This window comes from Exiguobacterium sp. BG5(2022), from assembly GCF_031844365.1.
GTDB classification, from domain to species: domain Bacteria; phylum Bacillota; class Bacilli; order Exiguobacteriales; family Exiguobacteriaceae; genus Exiguobacterium; species Exiguobacterium profundum.
The window spans coordinates 1,468,326-1,492,380 of the sequence record NZ_JAUZVB010000001.1; the positions used below are offsets into that span (position 1 = coordinate 1,468,326).

Here is a 24,055-nt window from a genome sequence, read left to right on the forward strand (position 1 = left end):
TTCCTATCTTTTCACTCTGCTTTATCGAGCGAAACATTGAACAATTGCTTGATCATCTGTTCGCGTTCATATTGTGCATTCAAATCTTCCATCTCGCGAATTCGGGCGTTCGGCGCGAGCACCGTCAAGTGACGGAATAAGTTCCGCATTTCACCTGTGCATTCCCCGCCGTACTCACCGTCGATGTTGAGACTCATCGGCTCGGTCGTCTTCATCCGGACGCGGCTCGTCTTCACATGCTCGACGAGTGAGCTTGATAAGTGCTCACCCCGAAGGAGTAAACGGACGACGTGGATGAATTCGAACAAGTTACATTTCCGCAAAATGAACAGATCGAACAACCCGTCATTCAACGACGCGTGTGGTGAGATTTTTTCAAATCCACCGACCGAGTTCGAGTTCGATGTGAGGAAGACCATGACCTCGCCTTGGAACGTTCCTTCATCGTGTTCGAGCTCGATATACGTCGGTTTGATGAGAGGCAGTTTCTCCATCCCTTTCACGTAATACGCGAGCTGCCCGAGTGCTGTCTTCAACTTCGATGGCACCTCATACGAGAGCTCGGTCATGATGCCGCCACCGGCGATATTGATGAAATAGTGAATGTCACCTTTCTCGCCTTCGATTTCCCCAAGGTCGACCGGCATCTCGAATCCGTCACAGATGACGTCGAGTGCACCGACCACACTTAGTGGAATCCGCATCGCCCGGGCAAAGTCGTTCGTCGTCCCGACCGGAATGAGTCCGATCGTCGGACGATTCTCTAGCGGGGCGAGCCCTGAGATGACTTCGTTCAATGTCCCGTCTCCGCCTGCGGCGATGATGAGGTCGAACTCGGCCGCTGAGGCCCGTTTTGCTTCGAGCGTGGCATCACCAATCGCTTTCGTCGCATACGTCGACGTCTCATAACCCGCATCCTCGAGGCGGTTCAAAATGTACGGGAGTTCCCGTTTGATCACTTCTTTACCAGATGTCGGGTTATAAATGACCCGCGCACGTTTCCGTTGCATATTGATTCTCTCCCCTATGCTCAACTCGAGCGAAAAGCGAGACACAAGTGTCTCGCCGCCTGCTTAGCGTTTTGCGATCTCTTCGTGGAACAAGCCATCGAGGAGTGCCGGGTTCGCCATCCCTTTCGTCTGTTTCATGATTTGGCCGATGATGAAGCCTTTCGCACGGTCTTTCCCGTTCTTGAAGTCTTCGATCATTTGCGGATGCGCCTCGAACAATTCGAGGATGTAGCCACGGAGTAAGTTCTCGTCCGAGATTTGGGCGAGTCCGTTCGCTTCCACATACGCTTTCGGATCAGCGCCTTCTTCCATCATCGCCGTGAAGACACGCTTCGCGATTTTCGATGAAATCGTCCCTTCTGCGATCAAGCGGATGAGCTCGGCGAGTGATTCCGGTGTCAACTTCATCGTCTCGACCGTTTCATTCGACTTGTTCAAGTGACCGAGCACTTCACCCATGAGCCAGTTCGCTGCCGCTTTCGGCTCCGCACCGGCCGCTGTCGTCGCTTCGAAGAAGTCCGAGAACTCTCGCGTTGACGTGAGGGCTTTTGCGTCGTATGCCGAGAGACCGTATTGGCTCATGTAGCGTTCACGACGAGCTGCCGGCATCTCTGGAATCGTCGCGCGGATGCGCTCTTTCCATGCCTCATCGATTTCGAGACGGACGAGGTCCGGTTCTGGGAAGTAACGGTAGTCCGCTGCCCCTTCTTTAACACGCATGAGAATCGTCTTTTTCGCCGCTTCGTCGTAACGGAGCGTCTCTTGACGCATGACGCCACCTGAAAGAAGCAATTTGCGATGACGCGTCTCTTCATAGTCGAGTGCCTTTAAGACGTTTGAGAACGAGTTCAAGTTCTTGAGCTCTGTCTTCGTACCGAACTTCTCCTGCCCGAATGGACGGACCGAGATGTTACAGTCACAGCGAAGTGACCCCTCTTCCATCTTGACGTCCGAGACGCCAGCGAACGAGAGGACTTCTTTCAAACGCTCGAGATACGCGACCGCATCTTTCGGTGAGCGCATGTCTGCCTCACTGACAATCTCGATGAGTGGTGAACCGGTCCGGTTGAAGTCGACGACCGAGTGCTTCTCGCCCGTGTGGTTCATCTTCCCGGCATCTTCTTCCAAGTGCACGCGCTCGATGCGGAATCGTTTCATCTCTCCGTCTACTTCGACGTCGACGTGACCGTTTGAACCGATCGGCTTATCAAACTGCGAGATTTGATATGCTTTCGGCGTGTCAGGGTAGAAGTAGTTCTTGCGGTCGAACTTCGTATCTGTCGCAATCTCACAGTTGAGTGCCATTGCCGCTTTGATGGCGAGGTTGACCGCTTCTTCGTTCAATTTAGGCAAGACGCCTGGGTGTCCGAGACAAATCGGACACGTCTGTGTATTCGTTTCGGCACCGTAAGTGCGTGAGCAGCCACACCAAATCTTCGACTTCGTGCTCAGCTCGGCGTGCACCTCGATCCCGATGATCGTTTCAAAGTTCATCGTACGTCCTCCTTAGAGCTGTGGCATCTTGAAACCGCCGTTTGCTTGTTCAAAAGCATGGGCCACGCGGTAAAGTGTTGATTCATCAAAGTAGTTCCCGATAATTTGAAGACCGACCGGAAGTCCTTCTGAAAGACCTGCCGGGACCGAAATGGCCGGGATACCGACCAAGTTGACCGGAATCGTCATGATATCGTTCGCATACATCGTGAGCGGATCGTCGAGCTGTTCGCCGAGTTTGAAAGCTGTCGTCGGAGCAGTTGGTCCAACGATGGCATCATACTCTTCGAACACTTTCGCGAAGTCCTGCTTCATGAGGGTACGGACTTGTTGGGCTTTCTTGTAGAACGCATCATAGTAACCAGAGCTGAGGGCATAAGTCCCGAGCATGATCCGGCGTTTGACCTCGTCCCCGAACCCTTGTTCACGCGAATATGTGAACACTTCGTCGAGCGTGTCCGCTTCGGCGCGACGTCCATAACGGATACCGTCGAAACGAGCCAAGTTCGAAGAAGCTTCTGACGACGCGAGCAAGTAGTACGCCGAGAGGGCATACTTCACAGACGGAATCGAAACCGTCTCGATTGTCGCACCGAGAGACTTGAGCGTCTCGATCGCTTTTTCAATCTGTTCACGGACGCCAGGCGCGACACCTTCTGCCATGAACTCTTCCGGAAGTGCGAACTTCATGCCCGTCAAATCCTGGTTGAGCGCTGCCGTATAGTCCGGCACCTCGACCTCAGCCGACGTCGAGTCCATGTCGCAATGACCCGCAATCGTATTCAATAAGTAAGCATTGTCTTCGACCGTGCGCGTGAGCGGGCCGATTTGATCAAGTGACGACGCGAAGGCGACGAGACCGAAACGTGAGACGAGACCGTATGTCGGCTTCATCCCAACGACACCACAATACGCGGCTGGTTGACGAATCGAACCACCCGTATCCGAACCGAGGCTGAAGAGGACTTGCCCAGCTGCGACCGATGCTGCTGAACCGCCTGAAGAACCTCCTGGTACACGAGTCGGATCCCATGGGTTACGGACAGGCTTGAACGCCGAGTTCTCGTTTGATGAACCCATCGCGAACTCGTCCATGTTCAACTTCCCGATTGTGAGGGCACCCGCATCATGAAGACGCTCGACGACCGTCGCATCGTGTGCCGGGACGAAGTTCTCGAGGAACGTCGAGGCACATGTCGTCCGCATCCCTTTTGTAACGATGTTGTCTTTCACACCGATCGGCATGCCGAAAAGCGGGTTGTCTGACGTTTTTGCGAGCTCATCCATGCGCTTCGCTTGCTCAAACGCATCCTCATTGAGCGTCAAAAACGCACCGATTTGATCATCCGTCGCTTCGATGCGGTCGAACGACTCTTTGACGAGGTCCGTGACCGTGACTTCGCCTTCTTTTAATAACGTATGCAGTTTCGCTACACCGTGGTCAAATAAACTCATGAAAGGCCTCCTTACTCAAAGACCGCAGGGACACGGACTTGACCGTTCTCCCAGTCAGGTGCCATCCGTTCGACTTCCTCACGTGGAAGCGATGGACGGACCTCGTCTTTGCGTAGTACGTTTTTCAAATCTAGGGCATGGGTCGTCGGTTCGACGCCCGTTGTATCAAGCTCATCGAGTTGCTCGGCGAACTCGAGAATTTTTGTCAATTGCTCCGTGAAGTGCGTCACTTCTTCATCCGTAATCGCAAGTCGGGCAAGTCCGGCGACGTGCCGAACTTCAGCTTCTGTAATACGAGCCAAAATTCCCACCTCCAACAGTTTTCAATACATCGTTCATTATCATACCACTTTTTCATAAGACAAAAAAGGAAATCTATCTTGTGAGAAAATGTCTCCTTTTTGAGAAACTAGGGAAATCTTCTCCGAATATTGACCCGCTTTCGAAATCAGCTATACGGTCGATGTGCGATTCTGATTATGCTAATGGTAGAAAAGATTCGTAAGGAGGAATCGTATGTCGATTCGGAATAAACTCATCACTGCGTTTAGCATCATGTTTGTGCTACTCCTCGGTGTAAGCGGTTACTCATGGTACGCCTTGAACGCATCAAAAGCAGCTCAAGAAGACATGACCGTTTCCTGGGTGCCAGGCATGGACCAGATTCATCAAGTCGATAAGCAACTGCTCGAAATCCGTCGTCATTTGATTCGTCACGCTCTCGTAGATGACGCCGTGACGAAACAAAACATCGAACGGGATATTCAAGCATCCGTCGCCATTTTGGAACAACGGATGGACGGCTATGAAGCGACGATTATCATGGAAGAAGATCAACAGCTCTTCGATGAAGCCCGTGCGAATTGGGATAACTTCCAAACGGTCATGAATGAACTCATTCGTATTTCGAATGAAGACGGTACAGAGGCCGCAGAAGCGTATATTCGCGATACAGCGGATGCAAGCGCTGACACGCTCTCGAACTCTCTCGGTCTACTCGTCAACTTGAACCGGGAAGAAATTCAGACGGACACAGCGGCGGCGGCTAAGTCGTTTGAACAAGTACAACTCACACTATTCATCGTCCTTGGGGTCGCGGCTGTCATGACGATCCTCATGATGCTCTTCATCTTCCGCTCCATCTTTGAACCACTCAAAGAGTTCAAGACGAAGATGCGTGAGCTCGCCACGAGCGAAGGCGATTTGACGACGTCAATCCCTGTGAAGCGCCGCGATGAGTTCGCCGGACTCGCACGCGACTTTAACCAGTTCATCGCCAACTTGCGTCAGTTGATTCTTCAAGTGAACGACGTGACGACTGGCGTGTCAAAACAATCAACCCATATGTACGAAGAGTTGAAAGAACTTGATACGTACATGACGACGACCGCTGCGACGACAGAGGATTTGACCGCCGGTATGCAACAGACGGCGGCGAGCGCTCAAGAGATGAACGCTTCCGCCTCGGATATGGAGCGGACGATTCATCATATCGTGACGATGGCCGATGAGCGGAAAACCGAAGCGAGACAAATCGATGAGCGTGCCCTCTCCCTCAAGTCACATGCGGTAGAGGCGAAAGAGAATGCCATCAGCGTCCTTCAGTCGACACGCACAAACTTAGAGAAAGCGATGCAAGATGCGAAAGCCGTGCGTGAGATCGCGACGCTCACGAACGACATCCTCGATATCGCCGCGCAGACGAACCTATTATCACTCAATGCTTCGATCGAAGCGGCACGTGCCGGAGAGGCCGGACGTGGATTCGCCGTCGTCGCCGACGAGATTCGAAAACTCGCCGAAACGAGCCGGGCGACCGTCGAACGCATTCAAGTCATCTCGACGACCGTTCTTCATTCGGTCGATCATTTGAATGAAAGCTCTGGACAGATGCTCCACTTCCTCGACACGAACGTCTTGAAAGATTATGACCAACTTGAAGAGGCAGCCGGACAATATAGCGAGGACGCAGGTCGCTTCGAAACGACTGCGACCGAGTTCGCTGCCGCTGCCGGGGAGCTCGAACAATTGACGTCGAACATGATCGGTGTCATCCAGGACGTTGCGACGACCGTCAACAACGGAGCGCTCGGTACGCAGGAAATTGCTGAAAAAGTGACGATGTCCGTCGAACGCTTCGCCGAGTTGAACCATGCGACGGAACAGTCGCAACAAAAGATGGAAGAACTTGATTCACTGATTCGCCAATTCAAGGTATGACAAAAACCCGCCGACACGTGCTGTCCGGCGGGTTTTCTCATCAAGCGGCAGAGGACTGCCCTTCTTTTTTCCGTTCGAGTTCGAATCGTTTTGTCTCGGCGACGACCACACCGGAGAGGAACAAGAGTCCAATCAAGTTCGGGATAGCCATGAGACCGTTGAACACATCCGAGATGGACCAGATCAAATTCAAGTTCGTCGTCATCGCACCGAGTCCCGCGACTAAAATGTAGAGGACACGATATGGGACGATCACTTTTTCCCCGAGTAAATAATACGCTGAACGTTCCCCGTAATAACACCAACCGAGGACGGTTGAGTAGGCGAAGAAGACAAGCGAGATCGTCACGATGATTTCACCAATAGGTCCTAAGAAGTAAGCGAACGAGGCTTGCGTCAAGGCAATCCCTTCAAGCCCTTCCGTATATTGACCACCCATAACGATCGTGAGTCCCGTGATAGAACAGACGATGAGTGTGTCGATCAACACTTGTGTCATCGAAACGAGTGCTTGACGTCCCGGGAAGTCGGTCTTCGCTGCTGCGGCCGCAATCGGTGCAGATCCAAGTCCTGCCTCGTTAGAGAACACACCGCGCGCGACCCCGTAGCGAATCGCGGCACCTAACGCACCCCCACCGATGGCTTCAGCACTGAATGTGCTCGAGAACATTGTCGATAAGGCACCTGGTACCAAATCAAGGTTCATGATGAGAATCACGAGCCCACTCCCGACATATGCGAAAATCATGAACGGGACGAAGATTCCGACGACTTTTCCGATTGATTTGACACCACCTAAGATGACGAATGCCGTGACCGCCATCATGACGATCCCTGTCACAACCATTGGGATGTTGAACGAGTTGTTCAAGGCGAGACTGATCGAGTTCGTTTGGACCCCGTTCCCAATCCCAAAGGCTGCGACCGATGCAAAGACGGCGAACAAGACGCCGAGCCACTTTTTCTTTAGTCCGTGTTCTAAGTAATACATCGGACCCCCGGCAATCTCACCGCGTTCATCGACGACACGATATTTGACCGCCAGGATAGCCTCAGCGTATTTCGTCGCCATCCCGACGAAACCAGATAACCACATCCAAACGACAGCACCCGGTCCCCCGAGGACAATCGCCGTCGCGACACCGACCATGTTTCCGGTACCGACCGTGGCCGCCAATGCCGTCATAAGTGCTTGGAAATGCGAGATGTCCCCACGTTGCTTTTTCTTCGGTTGTTCTGGTTTTGGTATAAATGCCTCTTTCAGACCGACCCCAAGTCGCGTCACTTGGATAAATCCGAGACGGACGGTCAGGAAAATCCCTGTCCCGACGAGTAATATGAGTAAATGTGGCCCCCAGACGAGATTGGATAAACTCGTCAGCCAACTTTCAATTTGATTCACCGTGTTGCTCTCCTCCTACGTTCTTGATTTGAGCGCTCTCCCTATATTTTTCAGAACATTCACAATCGAGTCAAGGTACACCGCCTAAAGAAAGCGTTTTCAACACGTTATATAATTGTAATATTTTCCTTGAACCCTTATTCTTAAAAGCTTCTTAAAATTTATTTCGAAATATGATTGTAATATATATTCAAGTGCATGAGCCCGGATTTCATGATCACTACGAACCGTTAATCGATAGACTACATCTCAATCAGAAATGGAGTGGTTGCAACCGTATAAAGCACGCTCGAAGCGGCTTGATAGCAGCGACCAATTACGGGCAGGCGAGACTCTTAAGGGAACAAAAAAGACTGTAGACCCATGCGTTGTCTACAGTCTGAAACCGTTCATGACCTTTCCTTCAGTTTCTCGTTTTACGAACGAATGGCAGCCACGACTTCTTCGACGTGACCTTTCACTTTGACGTTGCGCCACTCCTCTTCGATATAGCCGTCCTCGTTGATCAAGAAAGTCGAACGGACGATGCCGTAATATTCTTTCCCGTAATTTTTCTTCAACTGCCAGACGCCGTAAAGCTCGGACACTTCATGTTCCTCGTCCACGAGTAAATCAAATGGGAGGTCATTCTTGGCGATAAAGTTTTGATGTTTCTTTTGACTGTCGGCCGATACCCCAAGGACGACCACGCCTTCCATTTTCGGCAACGCATCGCGGAAATCGCATGCCTCGGTCGTGCAACCAGGTGTCGAATCTCGAGGATAGAAGTATAAGACGACTTTCTTACCGAGATAGTCCTTTAATGAAACCATCTCTCCGTTTTGGTTCGGTAATGAAAATGTTGGTGCGAGCATCTGCTGTTCCTCCTTAGCCAAACGATGGGTCGACAAGTTGTTCGTCATAGCCATCGATCGCTTCTTCTAATTTTGTCTTTAACGGGTCAAGCACTTCGATATACTCGACTGGATCTTCCGTTGCAGCCGCTTTTCGGAGCGTCTCCTCGTTATCGGTGTACCACGTCTCATACGCTTTGAAATAGTCGGTCATGATGGTTTGGTTCTCCTCGACCGTCAACGTTTCCGCCATGAGCAGGAAGACGTTATTGTCTGCCTCGAGCGCCATATAGTCCGTCTGTGCGTTGACTTGGTCATAGATCGGACCAGCCTCATCTTCCGGAATCTCAGCGAGACGGGCGTTCGCTTCGGCATTCACTCCGTACTCATTCGCCTGGACACCGATGAGTAACTCTCCGACCTCGGCAATCACGTCTTTTGGTAAAGCGACCGGTGTGATGACGAGTGACCACTCATCCCCTTCCTTCACAGCGATTTTACTGAGTCGGTTCGGGAGCGGGTTCCCTTCTTCATCGATCATCTCATGGACAAGGAACGCCACGTCTTCCTCTTCGTTGACCCAGCTCTTATAAATCTCACCAGGAGACAATTGACGGGTGACGGCACCAGTCGCCGGAATCTCGGTCAACCGGCCAGCATAATCAATTGATGCGAGTGCCTCAGCGTCTCCAGACTCAAGTGCCGTCTGATAGTCTGCGTACACGTTCGTGACAGCATCCGGCAATGCGCGGTCTGTCTCTTCTACCACCGTCTCTTCCTCGTTCCCACATGCCCCGAGCATGAAGACGAGGAGTAGCGGAATGAACCATTTTTTCATGTTGTTCGTCCTTTCTAAAGCCGTGTTCTCCCCCATCCTATCACGTCTCGATTTCTTGCTCCAATGCCATGTGTTTCTGGAAAATTGTTTCACTAGGATTTCTACGATAATTTCGATACAATACAGACGTAAGCGCTTTAACGCTCAACATCACTTTAAGGGGGAACGAGAATGATTCCATACAAACATGAACCATTCACAGACTTTACACAAAAAGAGAATGCCGAAGCAATCCAAGCGGCAATCGAGAAAGTGAACGGTGAGCTCGGGAAAGACTATCCGCTCGTAATTGGTGGGGAAAAGGTTACGACGGAAGGTAAAATCACGTCTTACAACCCGGCTAACAAAGAAGAAGTGATCGGTCGCGTGTCAAAAGCGAACCAAGAGCTCGCAGAACGTGCGATGCAAGAAGCACTCACAGCATTTGACTCATGGCGCCATGTCGATCCGGCTGTCCGCGCCGACGTCTTGTTCAAAGCAGCGAACATCGTCCGCAAACGTAAGCATGAGTTCTCGGCTTACCTCGTCAAAGAAGCGGGTAAACCGTGGAACGAGGCAGATGCGGATACAGCGGAAGCAATCGACTTCATGGAATATTATGCACGTCAAATGCTCGAACTCAAACCAGGCAAGAAAGTGGAGAGCCGCCCAGGCGAATACAACCGGTATGACTACATCCCACTCGGGGTCGGGATCGTCATCAGCCCATGGAACTTCCCATTCGCAATCATGGCCGGTACAGCAGTTGCGGCCATCGTCGCCGGTAACACAATTCTCTTGAAACCAGCTTCGACGACGCCAATCGTCGCTGCGAAATTCGTCGAAGTGATGGAAGAGGCAGGTCTTCCAAAAGGCGTGCTCAACTTCATCCCGGGACCGGGTGCAGAAGTCGGGGACTATCTCGTCGACCATCCGAAGACACGCTTCATCAGCTTCACAGGATCGCGTGATGTGGGACTCCGCATCAACGAACGTGCGTCTAAATTGAACGAAGGTCAAATTTGGCTCAAACGCGTGATCGCGGAGATGGGTGGAAAAGATACGATCGTCGTCGACGAATCAGCCGACCTCGAGCTCGCTGCACAATCGATCGTGAAATCGGCATTCGGTTTCTCTGGTCAGAAATGTTCGGCTTGTTCACGTGCCGTCATCGTCGACAGCGTGTATGATACGGTACTCGACCGTGTCGTCGAACTCACGAACGAACTCTCTGTCGGAAACACAGAGAAGAACGAACACTTCATGGGACCAGTCATCGATGCATCGGCCTTCAAGAAGATCACATCGTACTTCGATGTCGCAAAAGAAGAAGGACGCATCGTCGCAGGTGGGAAAGCAGACGATTCAACAGGCTACTTCATCGAGCCGACTGTCGTCGCAGACGTCGACCCGAAAGCACGCCTCATGCAAGAAGAGATTTTCGGACCAATCGTCGCCTTCACGAAAGCGAAAGACTTCAAAGAAGCAATCGATATCGCGAACAACACAGAATACGGCTTGACAGGGGCGGTCCTCACACGTGACCGTATGAATCAAGAATACGCTCGCCAAAACTTCCACGTTGGGAACCTTTACTTCAACCGTGGTTGCACAGGCGCAATCGTCGGCTATCAGCCGTTCGGTGGATTCAACATGTCAGGTACGGATTCAAAAGCAGGTGGCCCGGATTACATCCAACTCCACATGCAAGCGAAAACAACATCTGAAACGTTCTAATCAAAAAGGAGACGCTCCCCCGATGGGACGTCTCCTTTTTAGTGTGCTTTAAATGTCTGCTCGAACATGATGGCGATTTCTTCTTGATGAACCAGGAATAATTCGAACAAAGTCGGGTCGAACGCCCCTTCCATATTTCGCATCGCAAGAATCGCATCCTCATGAGTATAGGCCGGTTTATACGGTCGGACCGTCCGTAGTGCGTCATAGACGTCGATGATGGTGACGATTCGAGCCGCAAGCGGGATGTCTTCCCCTTTCAGTCCTTGGTTGTACCCGGTGCCGTCCCAGCGCTCGTGATGATACAGTGCGATGTGATAGGCCATTTGAATGAAGTAATTCTGAGGGAACTGTGTCTGCAAATCCTTCAACACTTCGCCGCCGACACGCACATGGTCGCGCATGTATACCCATTCCTGGTCGGACAGTTGATTCGCTTTGAGTAAGATTGCGTCCGGAACAGAGATTTTGCCGATATCATGGAGCGGTGCCGCGAGACGGATTCCTTCGATGAAGAGCGGTGACACTTCCGGATGGTGATGATCGTATAAAATCGTCGCGAACAGCGTCGACAAATCCTGCACCCGCTCGATATGGTTCCCCGTCTCGTTGTTACGGAGTGCGGACAAACGTAACAGCGTGCGGACAAGCCCCTCTTGATAATCGATCAATTCTTTTTCACGCTCGGCGAGGACCCGCTGCGCTTCTTCCCGCCCGGCCTCGATGCGGTGTCGCTCGACCGCCCCGAGCAGCGCATTGCTGAAATCTTGTAGCGCCTGTTGTTCGTACTCCGTGTACGTCCGTTCCGAGACGACGGAATCAAACCCGACAAATCCCTGACACGACTTCCCTTGCATCATGGGGACCGCGAGCAAACTTTGAATCGCTTGCGGTTCTAAGATGGCGCGGACGGCGCTCCCTTCAGGTAGATCGGCGACCCGTGGAATATACATCGTCTCACCCGCCACATGGGTATTCACCCACTCGGGCAGCACATCAATCGGCACGTCTTGAAGATTGTCCATTTCAGCCGTGATTCCTTCGGCGCACCATTCGAACGTGTTATGGCAGACTTGATTCGTAAAATCGTAATCGAAGACATAGACGCGGTCGACCGCGAAATAATGTCCAAGTTCGGCTAGCGATTGGTCAACCCGCTTTTTGAAATCCGCAATCTCTGTCGTTAAAAAGCGATTGAGGAGTGACGAAAGCAGGTGATGGAGTCGCTCTTGTTGTTGTAACTGTAACGTCAATGATTCGTGCGAAGTTGCCATGTGCCAAACCTCCCTTATCGTTCAAATACATGCATTCGTTCCATGCACTTATTTTACCCATTTTTCAGTTTTTTCATCCTAGTTCAACCATTTGAAAAACCGGGTGATTGTCACCCGGTTCGTGATCACACTTGCTTCAATAGATTGGCCATCTCGATGGCAGAAGTCGCCGCTTCCCACCCTTTGTTGCCTGCTTTTGTTCCTGCACGCTCAATCGCCTGTTCAATCGTCTCCGTCGTCAACACGCCGAAGATGACCGGGACTTCGGATTGATAGCTCGCCTGGGCGATCCCTTTTGCCGCTTCGTTACAGACGTAATCAAAATGCGGGGTCGCACCACGGATGACGGCTCCGAGCGTGATGACCGCGTCGTATTGTTTGCTCATCGCCATTTTTTTCGCGACGAGCGGGAGTTCAAATGCTCCTGGGACGAAGGCGAGCGACACATCCTCTTCCTTCACTCCATGACGTTTCAAGGCATCCTTCGCCCCGTCAAGCAGACGCATCGTGATCAAGTCGTTGAACCGTCCGACGACGATTCCAATCTTTAAGCCTTCTCCAACTAAGTTTCCTTCAAATGTATAGGTCATGTCCATGTTCCTCCAATATGATTCATTTTGAGTTGTTTCGTCAGGCGATACGATTCGTTTGCTTCATGCGCACCGACATGAATCGGAACGCGTTCGACGACTGTGATGCCACATGATTCCAAGGCATCGACTTTATCGGGGTTGTTCGTCATGAGCCGGACACGGGTGACGCCAAGATCACGAAGCATCGCCGCGCTCACCCGATAGTCCCGAAGGTCCGGATGAAACCCGAGTGCCACGTTCGCCTCGACCGTGTCCAATCCATTCTCTTGAAGGGCGTACGCCTTCAGTTTGTTCAACAGTCCGATGCCTCGCCCTTCTTGACGCATATAGAGCACGATGCCCGATTCCTGCTCGATTCGTTCCATCGCCGTGTCCAGTTGCGGACCGCAATCACATCGGAACGAACCGAAGACGTCACCGGTCAGACATTCGGAGTGAATGCGAACGAGCGGGACCTCCTCAAGTGTCTCCGTCACGAGCGCCACATGCTCTTCACGGTCCATTCGATTCTCATACCCTATCATGCGAAACGTTCCTTTTGAGGAAGGTAGGGACACGTCCGCAACACGTGTGACGAGGTTCTCCTCCATATATCGGACTAACGCTTCGATAGTGATGAATGCCAACCCGTGGCGTTCAGCGACTTGTACCAAATCAGGTACGCGTGCCATCTCCCCGTCCTCTCGAATGATTTCACAGATGACCGCGACCGGCTCACTTCCTGCGAGTCGCGCCAGGTCGACAGACGCTTCGGTATGACCTCGGCGAACGGAGACGCCTCCCTTCTTCGCAATGAGCGGGAACAGATGTCCAGGACGTTGAAAATCGGATGGATGGGACGATGGGTTCGCTAACTCACGAACGGTGTGAGACCGTTCACTCGCCGAGATACCAGTCGTCGAATCGATATGGTCGACACTGACCGTGAAGGCGGTACCGTGTGGGTCTGTACTGTTCGTCACCATCGGCGCGAGGTCGAGACGAACTGCCACTTCTTCTGCTACGGCGCTACAGACGAGTCCTTTCCCTTCCGTGATCAAAAAGTTCATCGTTTCCGGTGTCATCTTGTCACCGAGTACGACAAAGTCCCCTTCATTCTCACGGTCCTCATCATCCACGACGATGATGGGACGTCCTCGTCTCAGTTCCTCAACCGCCCGTTCAATCGAATCAAACATTACCATCCCGCCTTTCCATATCCTTGTTCCGCCAAAGACTCGAGCGTCATCTTCGACTGCCCGACGACCTTTTCCATATATTTTGCTAACAGATCACATTCTAAATTGACTAAATCACCCGTCTGTTTCATCCCAAGCACGGTCTCGCTGTATGTGTGTGGAATCAAGGACAGGGTAAACCCACGCTCTGACACGTCAAACACAGTCAAACTCGTTCCATCTACAGATATCGAGCCTTTCGGGACAATGTAGGAAAGGAGCGCGCGGTCACACTGGATATCAACATAGACCGCATTCGCGAGAGGACGTTTCTTCGTGATTCGCCCGACCCCGTCGACATGACCGGATACGAAATGTCCGCCAAACCGTCCGTTCGCCGGCATCGCTCGTTCGAGATTGACAGGTGTTCCAGGCTTGACCCCATCTAGGCTCGATGCCTTCAATGTTTCTGGCATGACATCGACAGAGAACGTCGCGTCATCGAACGTCGTCACCGTGAGACAGATCCCATTCACGGCAATGCTGTCCCCGAGCTTCACATCCTCAAGCACTTTCACAGCGGACAAAACGAGTCGTAAAGATGGTCCGTTGCGCTTGACCGCTTTGACTGCTCCGATTTCTTCTACGATTCCCGTGAACATCAGAGCGCCCCCTTTCGAAGGACGACTTTCAGGTCGGGTCCAATCGTTTCGACCTGATGAATCGTAAAACGGGATATCCCATCGATCGTCCCTTCCTGCTGTGAGCGATAGACGCCATGCTTCCCACCGAACACCCGTGGTGATTGATAGGCGACCCATTCATCCACGTAGCCTCCGTCAAGAAGTGAGGTGACAAGCGTCGGTCCGGCCTCGATCAACACACGCCCAATCCCATTTGTGTATAGCGTCTCAAGAACCGTGCCGAGTGACGTATAATCGAATAATTCGATACTGACGGCTTGAGCTCGTTCACGTCGTTCTGCCTCATCTGACGAAGTGAAGAGGAGCACCGGGACGTCTTCGGCGGTACGTGCTAACGTACTAGCGAGCGGTAACCTTAGGTCACGGTCGAGCACGACTCGTTTCGGCTGTCGCGTCACGCGGTCCAATCGAACCGTAAGTGATGGGTCATCCGCGAGCACCGTTCCAATCCCGGTCAAAATCGCATCGACCGTGGCACGAAGTTCATGCACATCACGACGGGCTTCCGAACTCGTCACCCATTGACTCTCCCCCGTCTCTAAGGCAACTTTTCCATCGAGGCTCGTTGCCGTCTTCAAGATGACGTATGGTCGTTTCGTCTCAAGCGACCGCAAAAATGCCGGATTCAAGGCACGCGCCTCTTCCTCAAGTAGACCCACATCGACTTCGACACCGGCCGCTTGCAGGCGCACGATCCCATTGCCTGCGACGAGTGGATTCGGATCTTTCATGGCGACGACGACACGTTTGATGCCCGATTCTACAATCAAATCGGCGCACGGCGGTGTCTTACCGTGATGCGAGCACGGTTCGAGCGTGACATATAAAGTCGCCCCGGATGCAGCCGCACCGGCCATTCGAATCGCATGCACTTCAGCATGTGGTTCGCCCGCCTTAAGGTGGGCACCCATTCCGACGATACGCCCGTCTTTCACGAGAACGGCACCGACGAGTGGATTGACACCGGTCTGTCCATCGGCTGATTTCGCCAATTGAATGGCCTGTTCCATGTACTGTTTCATCGTTCTCCCTCCTTTTTCCGTACAAACAAAAGACCCTAAGGAGCAGTCCTTAGGGTCTTGGTGGGAGGGTTTCGTCGAATTTTGGCAAGCCAAATAAACGTTTTCTATACAGAAAAGCGTACGACGAAGCACAGGTCACGTGGACCTGTTTTTTGTTCCTTCTCCCATCCAGACTATACTGTCGGCTCTAGAGTCTCACTAGATCCACCGTTCGCACACGTGCGCCCGGGTCACGGACTTAGGGCATAGGCCCATCACCGCCGGTTGGGAATTTCACCCGACCCCGAAGGAATATTTGTTTGTACAGGTTTACTGTATCGCAATTGTTTTTATTTCGCAAAACAAAAAACGCTACTCGTGAGAGTAGCGCCTCGATTATGCGAGAAAGAGGACGACGAGAAGCCCAACAATCCAGCAGTAATATGAAAAATACTTCAATTCGCCTTTTGCCATGATGTGCTGGAACCACTTCAATGAAATGGCGGTCAACACGTATGATGCGATAAATGCCAAAAGGAGCGGACCGAACAAATCACGCGTGTCTGGGTTTGTGAACAACGTCGGACCGTCCAAGATCATCGTCCCGAGACTAATCGGAATGAACAGGAAGAACGAGAACCGAAGCGCGGATTCCTGTTTGATCCCGAGGAGCATCGCCATGACGATAGTCGCCCCGGACCGGCTGATCCCAGGAATGAGCGCCACGGCCTGAGCAAGTCCGATCAATACGGCGTCAAGTAGCGTAATGCCACCGTCGCCCTTGTTTCCTCGCATATTCCGGATGAACCAGAGGGCGAGTCCCGTAATGATGAGTGTATAGCCGACTGTCGCCACGCCACCGAGCACCTCGGCGATCCAGTCACCAAACAGGACACCGAGCACACCGGCCGGAACGGTCGCGACAAGTAACAGCCCGATGAACTTCACGTCGACCATCGTCTCATTCGAACGGTCTTTCTTAAATAAAAACGTCCACAAACTCATGATGAGACGAACGACGTCTTGACGATAGATTGTTAAAACCGCAAGAAGCGATGCAAAGTTTACGAAAACTTCAAATGACAATCCCGGCAAGTCAATGTTAAATAGTTCTTGGAAGATGACAAGATGTCCGCTCGATGAAATCGGGATGGGCTCTGTGAACCCTTGAATCAATCCAAGTAACGTATAAAATAACCAAACTGTCATAGTGATGATCCTCTTTTCTGTTTTTCACTCAATGCGGCTATTTTAGCAGAATCGGTCTTTCATTGACCAGCCATTAAAATTTTTTTGCCGTAATTTCAATATTTGATTGATTAGTCTGAAAATTAAATTTATTATAGAAGGGTACTCATCTGGAGCGAAGGCGATGACCCCAACTCTCCAGCTGGGTACTTTTTTATAAAAATATTACAAATTTGGGTGATTAAAACTTTATGTTTACATTTCTCTCGAAATTCGATTTAATTTGTAATAGAACTGTTACCATTTTTTGAAATTATCAACTGCGACTTTAGTCCTATCCAATTCCTAGGAATTGTTTAAAATTTTTCAAAATCACGTTAATAAATCCGAAAAACAATCCGATAGTATGATTGTAGGAGCATTTTTTTATCTTTGTCGGTTCAGATTTGAGTCCACGGAAGGAGGAACCATCATTGAATCAAACGCTATCCACTAAATCCCATCACTTGTCTACCGAACAGCAAAGGATGATCCATTGCATTCGTCTTCTCGGGGACTTGTTGAAGGAACGTCCACGCCGTTCTGTCTATCGCCGCTTCGCAATGGAACAGAATTGGCCGTCTCCTGAGTCGATCATTCGTCAGTTCGGGTCATGGGCTGAGGCACTTGCCATCGCAGGCTATGAATGGCATGGAGAGTCAACCGTCGAATTGCCAGACAAAATGCCGAAGTATACACGCGAGGACATCATCGAGACGCTCGCCATTTATTCGCGAGACATGGGCTCGATCATCACCTTGAAGAAGTATCAGCAATGGCGAAAGCTCCATCCGAAGGCACCGAGCCATTATCATATAGTCAAGACGTTCGGTTCGTGGCATGATGCCTGTGCCGAGGCAGGACTTGAGGCGAGTGTGACCTATTCGAAAACAGAACTCTCGAACGCCCTTCGTGAAGCCATTCAGGAAATGGGCTTCTCGCTCTCATTCGAAGCTTATCGTGAATGGGCAAAGCGCAACAACAAACCTTCAACGAAAGCGATCTTGCATCGCTATGGCTCCTGGTCAGCCGCCGTTCATGCGGTTGAATCTGAACTTTATAATACGAACTCATAATCATTTCATACGAAAGGAGGATCCACCATTTTGGGGATCCTCCTTTCATCTGACCTCTGTCGACAGATCATGATAGTGGGCGACACGATCTCGCCCGTTAAATTTCGCCCCGACATACATGGCCCGGTCCGCATGTCGCAAGACTGTATCGAGGTCTTCATATTCATAAATCGTTTCAATCCCGATACTCGCCGTCACCGTGATGCGCGTGCCTTCTGTCCCAAAATCATGGCGCTTCAAGGCGTTTCGTATCTTTTCGCCGACCAGATTGGCGGCCGCCTCATCCATTCTCGGGAAGACGAACACGAACTCTTCGCCTCCGTAGCGCGTCACCAAGTCCGTCGCTCGAACATTGCGAGTAAAGAGTTGACCTGCTTCAATCAACACCTCGTCCCCGAATGCATGACCGTATGTGTCATTGATCGATTTGAAGTGGTCCAAATCGATCAAGAAAACAGAGAGCGGATAGGACGCCACATCGTTCAAACGTTCTTTCGTCCAACGTCGTAGTGCCCGCTGATTATGTAATCCCGTTAACGGATCTGTCAAACTCTCGTGTTGCAAACGTTTGCGTTCATCGATGCGTTCGATTGACCAAGATAACGTCTTGAGGAGGCGGTTCACTTCAACCGCAATCGGAGTTTCGTATGCCCCGTTTGCCGTCGTCGATACCATGCAGCTGACCGCCGTCTCCGCTCCCCAAACGGGTTGGATGACGAGCGCCGAATGGTGTAGTTCCTGTTGGTTTCGCTGCAATTCAGGATGCCATTCATGGAGCGAGTCATAGACGAAACACGGTTCGTCCTCATCATGATACCGTTCAATCGTGAAGGCATCCGGCACACTCGGGATGACGCGACCGGTCATATCATAAAACGTCCGCTCCCCTTTTCGATTGACCTGTAGCCAACCACGCTCCACTTCGACGATATCACGTAGACCGTTCCAAAACTTCTCAATCAACAATTGCTCGCTGTCCACGCGGTACAGCTGTTCTTTCAAGCGTTCGACTTGATCGACTCTCGACTTGGTTTCTTCCGTCTCCGTCGCTTTCGACATCGTCATCTTTAGGACAGATAGTACGAAGAACGTGACGATGAGTCCGACATAACCGAAGACGAGATACGACTCGATGGCAATCATCGAGAACAAAAGCTCGAGTGACACGACGAGCCAATCAAAGCGAATCAATCGCCACATAATCGGGAACGGGATCCGTTCTCCAACCATGAAGTAGGATAAAGCAAAACTCATCGTCAAGACGAGGAACAAGGTGCCTAAAAACGCCAACATCGCCACGCCTTGTTGCATCAAATGAATCGGCTCTCCGATCCGTCCACCGAGAGCGATATAGGCGAGCCCCGGCAACAGAACGAGCAGACATTCAATCACCGTGTTGAGCGGATAGAAATGAAGGAACCGTCGTCGCCCGACGCGACGATTGAAGGCTCGCGCCTGAAACGTGAAGAGGAGCAATTGCCCCATCAACAGTGCGGGCGCTAGTCCGTATAAAAAGAATGTGATAAAGACAAACATCTCATGGAACGTGAAGTGAAGATGCCTGCGCTTTAAAGGATTCATGACGAACAATGCCCCAAGCGTATAGATGAACCAAAACAACGGCCAGTCGAACGCCTCAAGGTTTTGGAAAGTCAAATACGTCACTCCCGTGAAGACGAGCGTCCACGCGAACCAGCTCCGAACTAGGTACTTCCGAAATCGCATCGTCTTCCCCCCTTTTCTCGTTCATTTTTTCTAGTATGACCCGTAATGCAAAAACATTCCAGCAATTGTTTGAAAGTTGAGACAATGAAATATTGAAATGATTCCCAATTTGATGTTTCGCTTTTCTAGATGTCGGCAACAACTTGGATAAAGGGGGCTAACCATGGACTTTTCTCTATTTCTGATCACGTTTTTGATCATCTATTCGCTCACTATCACACTTCTCTATTTGCGGAAACAAAAGAATACGTAAAAGGGCGATCCTCGTAGGAGGACCGCCCTTAATCATTATTTCGCTTTCAAATAAGAAATTCCAATTGACCCGGATCCCGTATGCGCCCCAAGAAGTGGTGCGAGTGTATCAACTCTGATCGGAATCGTGTCACCGAGTTGTTTTTTCCACTCCTCAGCAAGCTCAGGGACATTTCCGTGGAAAATCGAGACGTCCTGACATTCACCGGACTCGATTGCCGCACGTAACACTTCGAACAAATGGGCTTGTGCTTTCTTGTATGTGCGGACCGTTTGATACGGGACAATCAAACCGTCTTCGAATCGAAGTACAGGTTTCAATTGAAGCATGTTCCCGATGAGCGCCTTCGATTTAGAGATTCGACCGCCTTTTTGCATCTGCGTCAAGTTTTGAAGCGTCAATTCGATGCGGACGTCCTCGACGCGCTTCTTCATGTATGCTTCCACGTCTTCAAGCGCATCGCCTCTTTCGACGCGTTCAATCAACTCCTCGAACATAAGTCCCATCGTATAGATACCTGCCCGTGAATCGAAGGCGAGCAACTTGAACTCCGCAATCTCAGCCCCTTGAACGGACGCCGAATACGTCCCACTCAGGTCAGACGATAGGTGAATCGCGATGCCCATATCGTACTCTTCTTTCAATTTTTCATAGAGTGTGACGAAATCCCCGATCGCGGGCTGACTCGTCGAGACGCGCTCTCCCGCGTCAATCCACTCGTAAACCGTTTTCGCATCGACTTCGATTCCATCTTTATACGGCTGGTCCCCTTTGACGACATAGAGCGGGACAATGTGGATGTCAGGATGTTGCGCTAATGCATCTGGAAGGACAATCGTGCTGTCCGTGATGTAAGCAATCTTCATAAAGAGTTCTCCCTTAAAAAAAGTTTTTAGTACCTGGTTATATTATTTTATCACAGGTGAAGCGGTTTCACTATTTTTTCAAAACATCCTATGTGTAGCTCGTCCAATCACTTCTCGAAAAGGGTATACCTTAGATAACAAATAAAGGAGGCATGTGTGGCATGATCGAACTACGGAACGTCAGCAAAATCTATAAGACAGGCGACGTGGAAACGGCCGCCTTGAAAGACATCGACCTCACCATCCGGGATGGCGCGTTCGTCGTGATCCTAGGTCCAAGCGGGAGCGGGAAGAGTACACTGCTCAACGTCATCAGCGGACTCGACACGGTCACCTCAGGTAAGATCACGTTCGGCGACACCGTGCTGACCGACCTATCCGTCGATCAGATGACTGCTTTTCGACGCGACCATCTTGGCTTCATTTTCCAACAATACAACCTTCTTCAAAACTTGACCGTCTATGAGAACATACAAATTGGTTCTGACTTAACGAAAGACCCGCTGCCGATTGATGAATTGCTCGAACAAGTTGGGCTCACAGCGGCACGTGATAAATACCCCTATCAACTATCGGGCGGTGAGCAGCAACGTGTCTCCGTCGCCCGCAGCCTCGCCAAAAATCCCGCCATCATCTTTTGTGACGAACCGACGGGCTCACTCGACGAGGAAAATTCGAAGAGAGTACTCGAACTATTGGAACGATTGAACAAGACGTATCAAAAAACAGTCGTCGTCATCACACACAATAATGGAATCAGTGAGATGGCGGACGATGTCATCAAGATGAACTCCGGTCGAATCGTGGAGGTGACCCATCATGAGACCCGGGTCGCGGCACGTGACATCCATTGGGGATAAGGGGGTGGCAACATGCTGTATAAAAACGTCTGGAAGACATTAAATCGGAAGTGGATGCAACTCCTCGCCATCGCCATCATCATCGTCATGAGTTCACTCACGTACACGATGATGTTCTATGGCATCAGTGGAATCGAGGTCCCGACTGAAGAGTATCTGGAAGAATCGAATCAGGAAGACTTTGCGATTGACATGCTCAATCGGGTGACGGAAGAGGAGTTACGCGACCCCGCTCTCGCCACGCTCGCGGAAACAGGAACGTTCACATTGGCTGACATCAAACAAGCCGATGCGGAAGTCTTCAATCGTCTGATCGCATCGCGAATCGCTGCCGTCGAACAGGAGATGCCGGATGCTACGATTGAACTCCGTGACTTAAAAACCATCACCTACACGTTCGATGATATTGAACATCGGGGATTGATCGTCAAAGAATCAGACACGATCAACCGTTCCTACCTCGAAGCCGGTGATCGACCGAGAGCGAATGACGAAGTCGCCCTCAATAAAAAATATGCAGAGGAGAACGGTATCGACATCGGAGACACAATCGACATCGGCAAACCGTTCACGGTGAGTGGATTTGTCCTTTTTCCGGACTATACGCTCCCACTCTTCGATGATAACTTCTTCAACTTGGACCCTCGTTCACAGACCCTCCTCTTGATGACGGATGAATCGTTCGAAACATTCATCGGGCAAGAGTCTTTCCGACTGTCCGGGGTGACCGATCAAGCGATCAAGACCGACATAGACCTCCCGTTTGTCGTCTCGGTCATGGAGACGGAAAATATTATCCGAAGTGGTGCCATCTACAGTGAGATTTCATCCGGCAAGGCGATGGCGCTCGGACTCAGTCTCTTTATCGTTTCTATCGCTGTAATCATCGTCGCCATCCTGATCTCGAATATGCTCGAGGCGGAACGAGGACAAATCGGACTGTTGAAGGCGATTGGTTATAGTCGTCGGCAAATCGCATCGCCTTACTTGGTGCTCATCTTGGTTTTCGCATTCTTTATGCTCATCATCGGTTATTTCCTGGGGCTTTATTTCGCGAACCCGTTGAAAGAACTCTATCTCGACTTCTATCTTTTACCGTCCATCACCATCGCCCAAAGTCCACTCGTGTTCGTGACAGCCGTGTTTGCCCCGCTCCTCTTCTTTGCGCTCGTTGCAGGAGCTGTCATCTATAAAATTATGGGTGAGAGCGCCCTTGCCCTCTTGTCACCACGGGACAATGTCTCATTGAATCGACTCAGTCGACTTGTCAGTCGCCTGTTGAGACGGGCGAGTGGCAAGACGAAGTTCAAATATTTGTATGCCGTCAAGAGCACGGGGAGTTTTCTCATCTTCTTTCTCGGGATCCTCTTCTCGACGATTCTCATCGTTTTCGCCCTCATGATGAACGGCGCCGTCGACCGTATGACCGTTGGCGGATTGAACGAAGCGGTGTATGAATACGAGGCGTATACAGACGGGACACCGGTTTTAGAAGCGGGACAAGAACCGTTCCTCACCTATCCGTTCGCCTTTGTCGAAGATAACCTGATCACCTTGAAGGGACTAGACTTCGACAACACCTTGTTCCCACTCCAAAACGAAGATGGGGATGTGTTGACACTTGAACCCGACGGCCTTGTCGTCTCCTCCTCACTCGCGCTAAAACTCGGCCTCGATGTGGGTCAAGACATCGATGTCGCACTCGACGGGGACACGTTGACCTATCCCATTATCGGGATTGCCGATGAATTCTCTGGCGACTTCGCCTATTTGCCCCGGGCGACGTTAAGTGAACTTCTCACCGCTGGCGCAACGGATGACCTGTTCAACGGTATCTATGCGACGGAGCGTCCGAGCGAATCGGACTATTCGACTATTCTGTCACGTCAAGGGTTGATCGATCAGTCCGAATCGATCAACCAATATATGAATTTCATGATGAATGTCTTGATTGGTGGGGCGTCCCTCATCGCTTTCAGCATCCTGTTCGTCTTGACGGCACTGACGGTCGAGAAGAACTATTACGTCATCTCCTTGTTGAAAGTGATGGGATATCAAAAACGGGAAGTCCGCTCGATGATTTTGAACAGCTACTTCATCTACGCGCTCATCTCCGCCCTCTTGAGCATCCCCATCGCCCTGTTGACGCTTCGGGTCATCGTCGTCGTCTTCGCGGAAGATTATGGGCTCGTGCTCCCACTTGAATTTGAATGGATCTATATCGTCTATACGCTCGGTGCAGTCGTTCTCCTCTTCTTCATGAGTACATTCATCAGCCGCCGAAAAATCGATCAAATCCCACTTCAGGAAGTTTTAAAGACGTATCAAGAATAATTCATGCCAAAATAGGG

The 24,055-nt window shown here is 51.0% G+C and carries 20 protein-coding genes and 1 riboswitch; of the genes, 5 read left to right on the top strand and 15 right to left on the bottom strand.

Annotation, left to right across the window (positions count from 1 at the left end):
• Positions 1-11: 11 nt before the first annotated feature.
• From Q9R25_RS07590 to gatC, 4 genes are all read right to left on the bottom strand, one after another.
• A complete protein-coding gene (locus Q9R25_RS07590; RefSeq protein WP_012727038.1) occupies positions 12-1,010 on the bottom strand; it encodes a diacylglycerol kinase in 999 nt (332 codons plus the stop codon).
• 63 nt (positions 1,011-1,073) lie between these two features.
• Positions 1,074-2,504, bottom strand: coding sequence for an Asp-tRNA(Asn)/Glu-tRNA(Gln) amidotransferase subunit GatB (gatB, locus tag Q9R25_RS07595; RefSeq protein ID WP_211782444.1), 1,431 nt, complete (start codon positions 2,502-2,504; stop codon positions 1,074-1,076).
• Between the two features lie 12 nt (positions 2,505-2,516).
• The gene (gatA, locus tag Q9R25_RS07600) at positions 2,517-3,959 is read right to left on the bottom strand and encodes an Asp-tRNA(Asn)/Glu-tRNA(Gln) amidotransferase subunit GatA (protein WP_074036114.1); all 1,443 of its coding nucleotides are present in this window, start codon (positions 3,957-3,959) and stop codon (positions 2,517-2,519) included.
• Between the two features lie 11 nt (positions 3,960-3,970).
• Positions 3,971-4,261, bottom strand: a complete 291-nt coding sequence (gatC, locus tag Q9R25_RS07605) for an Asp-tRNA(Asn)/Glu-tRNA(Gln) amidotransferase subunit GatC (RefSeq protein ID WP_012727041.1) — start codon at positions 4,259-4,261, stop codon at positions 3,971-3,973.
• Between the two features lie 214 nt (positions 4,262-4,475).
• Here gatC and Q9R25_RS07610 point away from each other — a divergent pair, with 214 nt between their 5' ends.
• Positions 4,476-6,179 (top strand): methyl-accepting chemotaxis protein, encoded by a 1,704-nt coding sequence (locus tag Q9R25_RS07610; protein ID WP_214690589.1) that lies wholly within the window; start codon positions 4,476-4,478, stop codon positions 6,177-6,179.
• A 40-nt stretch (positions 6,180-6,219) separates the two neighbouring features.
• Here Q9R25_RS07610 and Q9R25_RS07615 read toward each other — a convergent pair whose 3' ends face one another.
• The 3 genes from Q9R25_RS07615 to Q9R25_RS07625 form a co-directional block, all read right to left on the bottom strand.
• The gene (locus tag Q9R25_RS07615) at positions 6,220-7,581 is read right to left on the bottom strand and encodes an alanine/glycine:cation symporter family protein (protein WP_264092812.1); all 1,362 of its coding nucleotides are present in this window, start codon (positions 7,579-7,581) and stop codon (positions 6,220-6,222) included.
• A 416-nt stretch (positions 7,582-7,997) separates the two neighbouring features.
• Positions 7,998-8,435: a thioredoxin-dependent thiol peroxidase gene (gene bcp / locus Q9R25_RS07620; protein ID WP_311283117.1), complete on the bottom strand. Its 438-nt coding sequence runs from the start codon at positions 8,433-8,435 to the stop codon at positions 7,998-8,000.
• 13 nt (positions 8,436-8,448) lie between these two features.
• A complete protein-coding gene (locus Q9R25_RS07625) occupies positions 8,449-9,252 on the bottom strand; it encodes a hypothetical protein (RefSeq protein ID WP_215243725.1) in 804 nt (267 codons plus the stop codon).
• Positions 9,253-9,423: 171 nt separating this feature from the next.
• Here Q9R25_RS07625 and pruA point away from each other — a divergent pair, with 171 nt between their 5' ends.
• Positions 9,424-10,968 (top strand): L-glutamate gamma-semialdehyde dehydrogenase, encoded by a 1,545-nt coding sequence (pruA, locus tag Q9R25_RS07630; RefSeq protein WP_159562777.1) that lies wholly within the window; start codon positions 9,424-9,426, stop codon positions 10,966-10,968.
• Between the two features lie 38 nt (positions 10,969-11,006).
• On the opposite strand, the gene Q9R25_RS07635 is transcribed toward pruA, so the two are convergent.
• The 6 genes from Q9R25_RS07635 to Q9R25_RS07660 all read right to left on the bottom strand — a co-directional run bounded on the left by Q9R25_RS07635 (position 11,007) and on the right by Q9R25_RS07660 (position 16,906).
• Positions 11,007-12,242, bottom strand: coding sequence for a GAF and HD-GYP domain-containing protein (locus tag Q9R25_RS07635; RefSeq protein ID WP_311282973.1), 1,236 nt, complete (start codon positions 12,240-12,242; stop codon positions 11,007-11,009).
• A gap of 125 nt (positions 12,243-12,367) precedes the next feature.
• Positions 12,368-12,832 carry a 6,7-dimethyl-8-ribityllumazine synthase gene (gene ribH, locus Q9R25_RS07640; protein ID WP_074036107.1) on the bottom strand — a complete coding sequence of 155 codons (465 nt, stop codon included), beginning with the start codon at positions 12,830-12,832 and terminating at the stop codon, positions 12,368-12,370.
• Positions 12,829-14,013 carry a 3,4-dihydroxy-2-butanone-4-phosphate synthase gene (gene ribB / locus Q9R25_RS07645; protein ID WP_311282974.1) on the bottom strand — a complete coding sequence of 395 codons (1,185 nt, stop codon included), beginning with the start codon at positions 14,011-14,013 and terminating at the stop codon, positions 12,829-12,831. Before ribB ends, ribH begins: the two co-directional genes overlap by 4 nt.
• Entirely contained in the window at positions 14,013-14,654 is a 642-nt protein-coding gene (gene ribE / locus Q9R25_RS07650) for a riboflavin synthase (RefSeq protein ID WP_214690585.1), read from the bottom strand. The genes ribB and ribE overlap by 1 nt, the downstream gene beginning before the upstream one ends.
• Positions 14,654-15,718, bottom strand: a complete 1,065-nt coding sequence (gene ribD, locus Q9R25_RS07655) for a bifunctional diaminohydroxyphosphoribosylaminopyrimidine deaminase/5-amino-6-(5-phosphoribosylamino)uracil reductase RibD (RefSeq protein ID WP_311282975.1) — start codon at positions 15,716-15,718, stop codon at positions 14,654-14,656. The genes ribE and ribD overlap by 1 nt, the downstream gene beginning before the upstream one ends.
• A gap of 152 nt (positions 15,719-15,870) precedes the next feature.
• Positions 15,871-16,013, bottom strand: a riboswitch (FMN riboswitch).
• 80 nt (positions 16,014-16,093) lie between these two features.
• Positions 16,094-16,906 carry an undecaprenyl-diphosphate phosphatase gene (locus tag Q9R25_RS07660; RefSeq protein ID WP_214690583.1) on the bottom strand — a complete coding sequence of 271 codons (813 nt, stop codon included), beginning with the start codon at positions 16,904-16,906 and terminating at the stop codon, positions 16,094-16,096.
• A 452-nt stretch (positions 16,907-17,358) separates the two neighbouring features.
• On the opposite strand from Q9R25_RS07660, the gene Q9R25_RS07665 reads away from it, so the two are divergent.
• Positions 17,359-18,000, top strand: coding sequence for a homing endonuclease associated repeat-containing protein (locus Q9R25_RS07665; protein WP_074036101.1), 642 nt, complete (start codon positions 17,359-17,361; stop codon positions 17,998-18,000).
• Positions 18,001-18,045: 45 nt separating this feature from the next.
• Here Q9R25_RS07665 and Q9R25_RS07670 read toward each other — a convergent pair whose 3' ends face one another.
• Complete coding sequence (locus Q9R25_RS07670) at positions 18,046-19,725, bottom strand: sensor domain-containing diguanylate cyclase (RefSeq protein WP_214690582.1); 1,680 nt, start codon at positions 19,723-19,725, stop codon at positions 18,046-18,048.
• 288 nt (positions 19,726-20,013) lie between these two features.
• On the bottom strand, positions 20,014-20,844 hold the full coding sequence (locus Q9R25_RS07675; RefSeq protein ID WP_159562782.1) for a DegV family protein: 831 nt from the start codon (positions 20,842-20,844) through the stop codon (positions 20,014-20,016).
• Positions 20,845-21,005: 161 nt separating this feature from the next.
• Here Q9R25_RS07675 and Q9R25_RS07680 point away from each other — a divergent pair, with 161 nt between their 5' ends.
• The gene (locus tag Q9R25_RS07680) at positions 21,006-21,704 is read left to right on the top strand and encodes an ABC transporter ATP-binding protein (RefSeq protein ID WP_214690581.1); all 699 of its coding nucleotides are present in this window, start codon (positions 21,006-21,008) and stop codon (positions 21,702-21,704) included.
• A 12-nt stretch (positions 21,705-21,716) separates the two neighbouring features.
• Positions 21,717-24,038, top strand: a complete 2,322-nt coding sequence (locus Q9R25_RS07685; protein WP_214690580.1) for an ABC transporter permease — start codon at positions 21,717-21,719, stop codon at positions 24,036-24,038.
• Positions 24,039-24,055 lie beyond the last annotated feature (17 nt).

Bases quoted from the DNA above. Each gene is read 5' to 3' on its own strand.
- pruA (WP_159562777.1), top strand. From the start codon at position 9,424: ATGATTCCATACAAACATGAACCATTCACAGACTTTACACAAAAAGAG.
- Q9R25_RS07660 (WP_214690583.1), bottom strand. From the start codon at position 16,906: ATGACAGTTTGGTTATTTTATACGTTACTTGGATTGATTCAAGGGTTC.
- Q9R25_RS07635 (WP_311282973.1), bottom strand. From the start codon at position 12,242: ATGGCAACTTCGCACGAATCATTGACGTTACAGTTACAACAACAAGAG.
- Q9R25_RS07680 (WP_214690581.1), top strand. From the start codon at position 21,006: ATGATCGAACTACGGAACGTCAGCAAAATCTATAAGACAGGCGACGTG.
- ribD (WP_311282975.1), bottom strand. From the start codon at position 15,718: ATGAAACAGTACATGGAACAGGCCATTCAATTGGCGAAATCAGCCGAT.
- ribB (WP_311282974.1), bottom strand. From the start codon at position 14,013: ATGTTTGATTCGATTGAACGGGCGGTTGAGGAACTGAGACGAGGACGT.
- Q9R25_RS07625 (WP_215243725.1), bottom strand. From the start codon at position 9,252: ATGAAAAAATGGTTCATTCCGCTACTCCTCGTCTTCATGCTCGGGGCA.
- Q9R25_RS07670 (WP_214690582.1), bottom strand. From the start codon at position 19,725: ATGCGATTTCGGAAGTACCTAGTTCGGAGCTGGTTCGCGTGGACGCTC.
- ribH (WP_074036107.1), bottom strand. From the start codon at position 12,832: ATGACCTATACATTTGAAGGAAACTTAGTTGGAGAAGGCTTAAAGATT.
- bcp (WP_311283117.1), bottom strand. From the start codon at position 8,435: ATGCTCGCACCAACATTTTCATTACCGAACCAAAACGGAGAGATGGTT.
- gatA (WP_074036114.1), bottom strand. From the start codon at position 3,959: ATGAGTTTATTTGACCACGGTGTAGCGAAACTGCATACGTTATTAAAA.
- gatB (WP_211782444.1), bottom strand. From the start codon at position 2,504: ATGAACTTTGAAACGATCATCGGGATCGAGGTGCACGCCGAGCTGAGC.
- Q9R25_RS07685 (WP_214690580.1), top strand. From the start codon at position 21,717: ATGCTGTATAAAAACGTCTGGAAGACATTAAATCGGAAGTGGATGCAA.
- Q9R25_RS07675 (WP_159562782.1), bottom strand. From the start codon at position 20,844: ATGAAGATTGCTTACATCACGGACAGCACGATTGTCCTTCCAGATGCA.
- Q9R25_RS07610 (WP_214690589.1), top strand. From the start codon at position 4,476: ATGTCGATTCGGAATAAACTCATCACTGCGTTTAGCATCATGTTTGTG.
- Q9R25_RS07590 (WP_012727038.1), bottom strand. From the start codon at position 1,010: ATGCAACGGAAACGTGCGCGGGTCATTTATAACCCGACATCTGGTAAA.
- ribE (WP_214690585.1), bottom strand. From the start codon at position 14,654: ATGTTCACGGGAATCGTAGAAGAAATCGGAGCAGTCAAAGCGGTCAAG.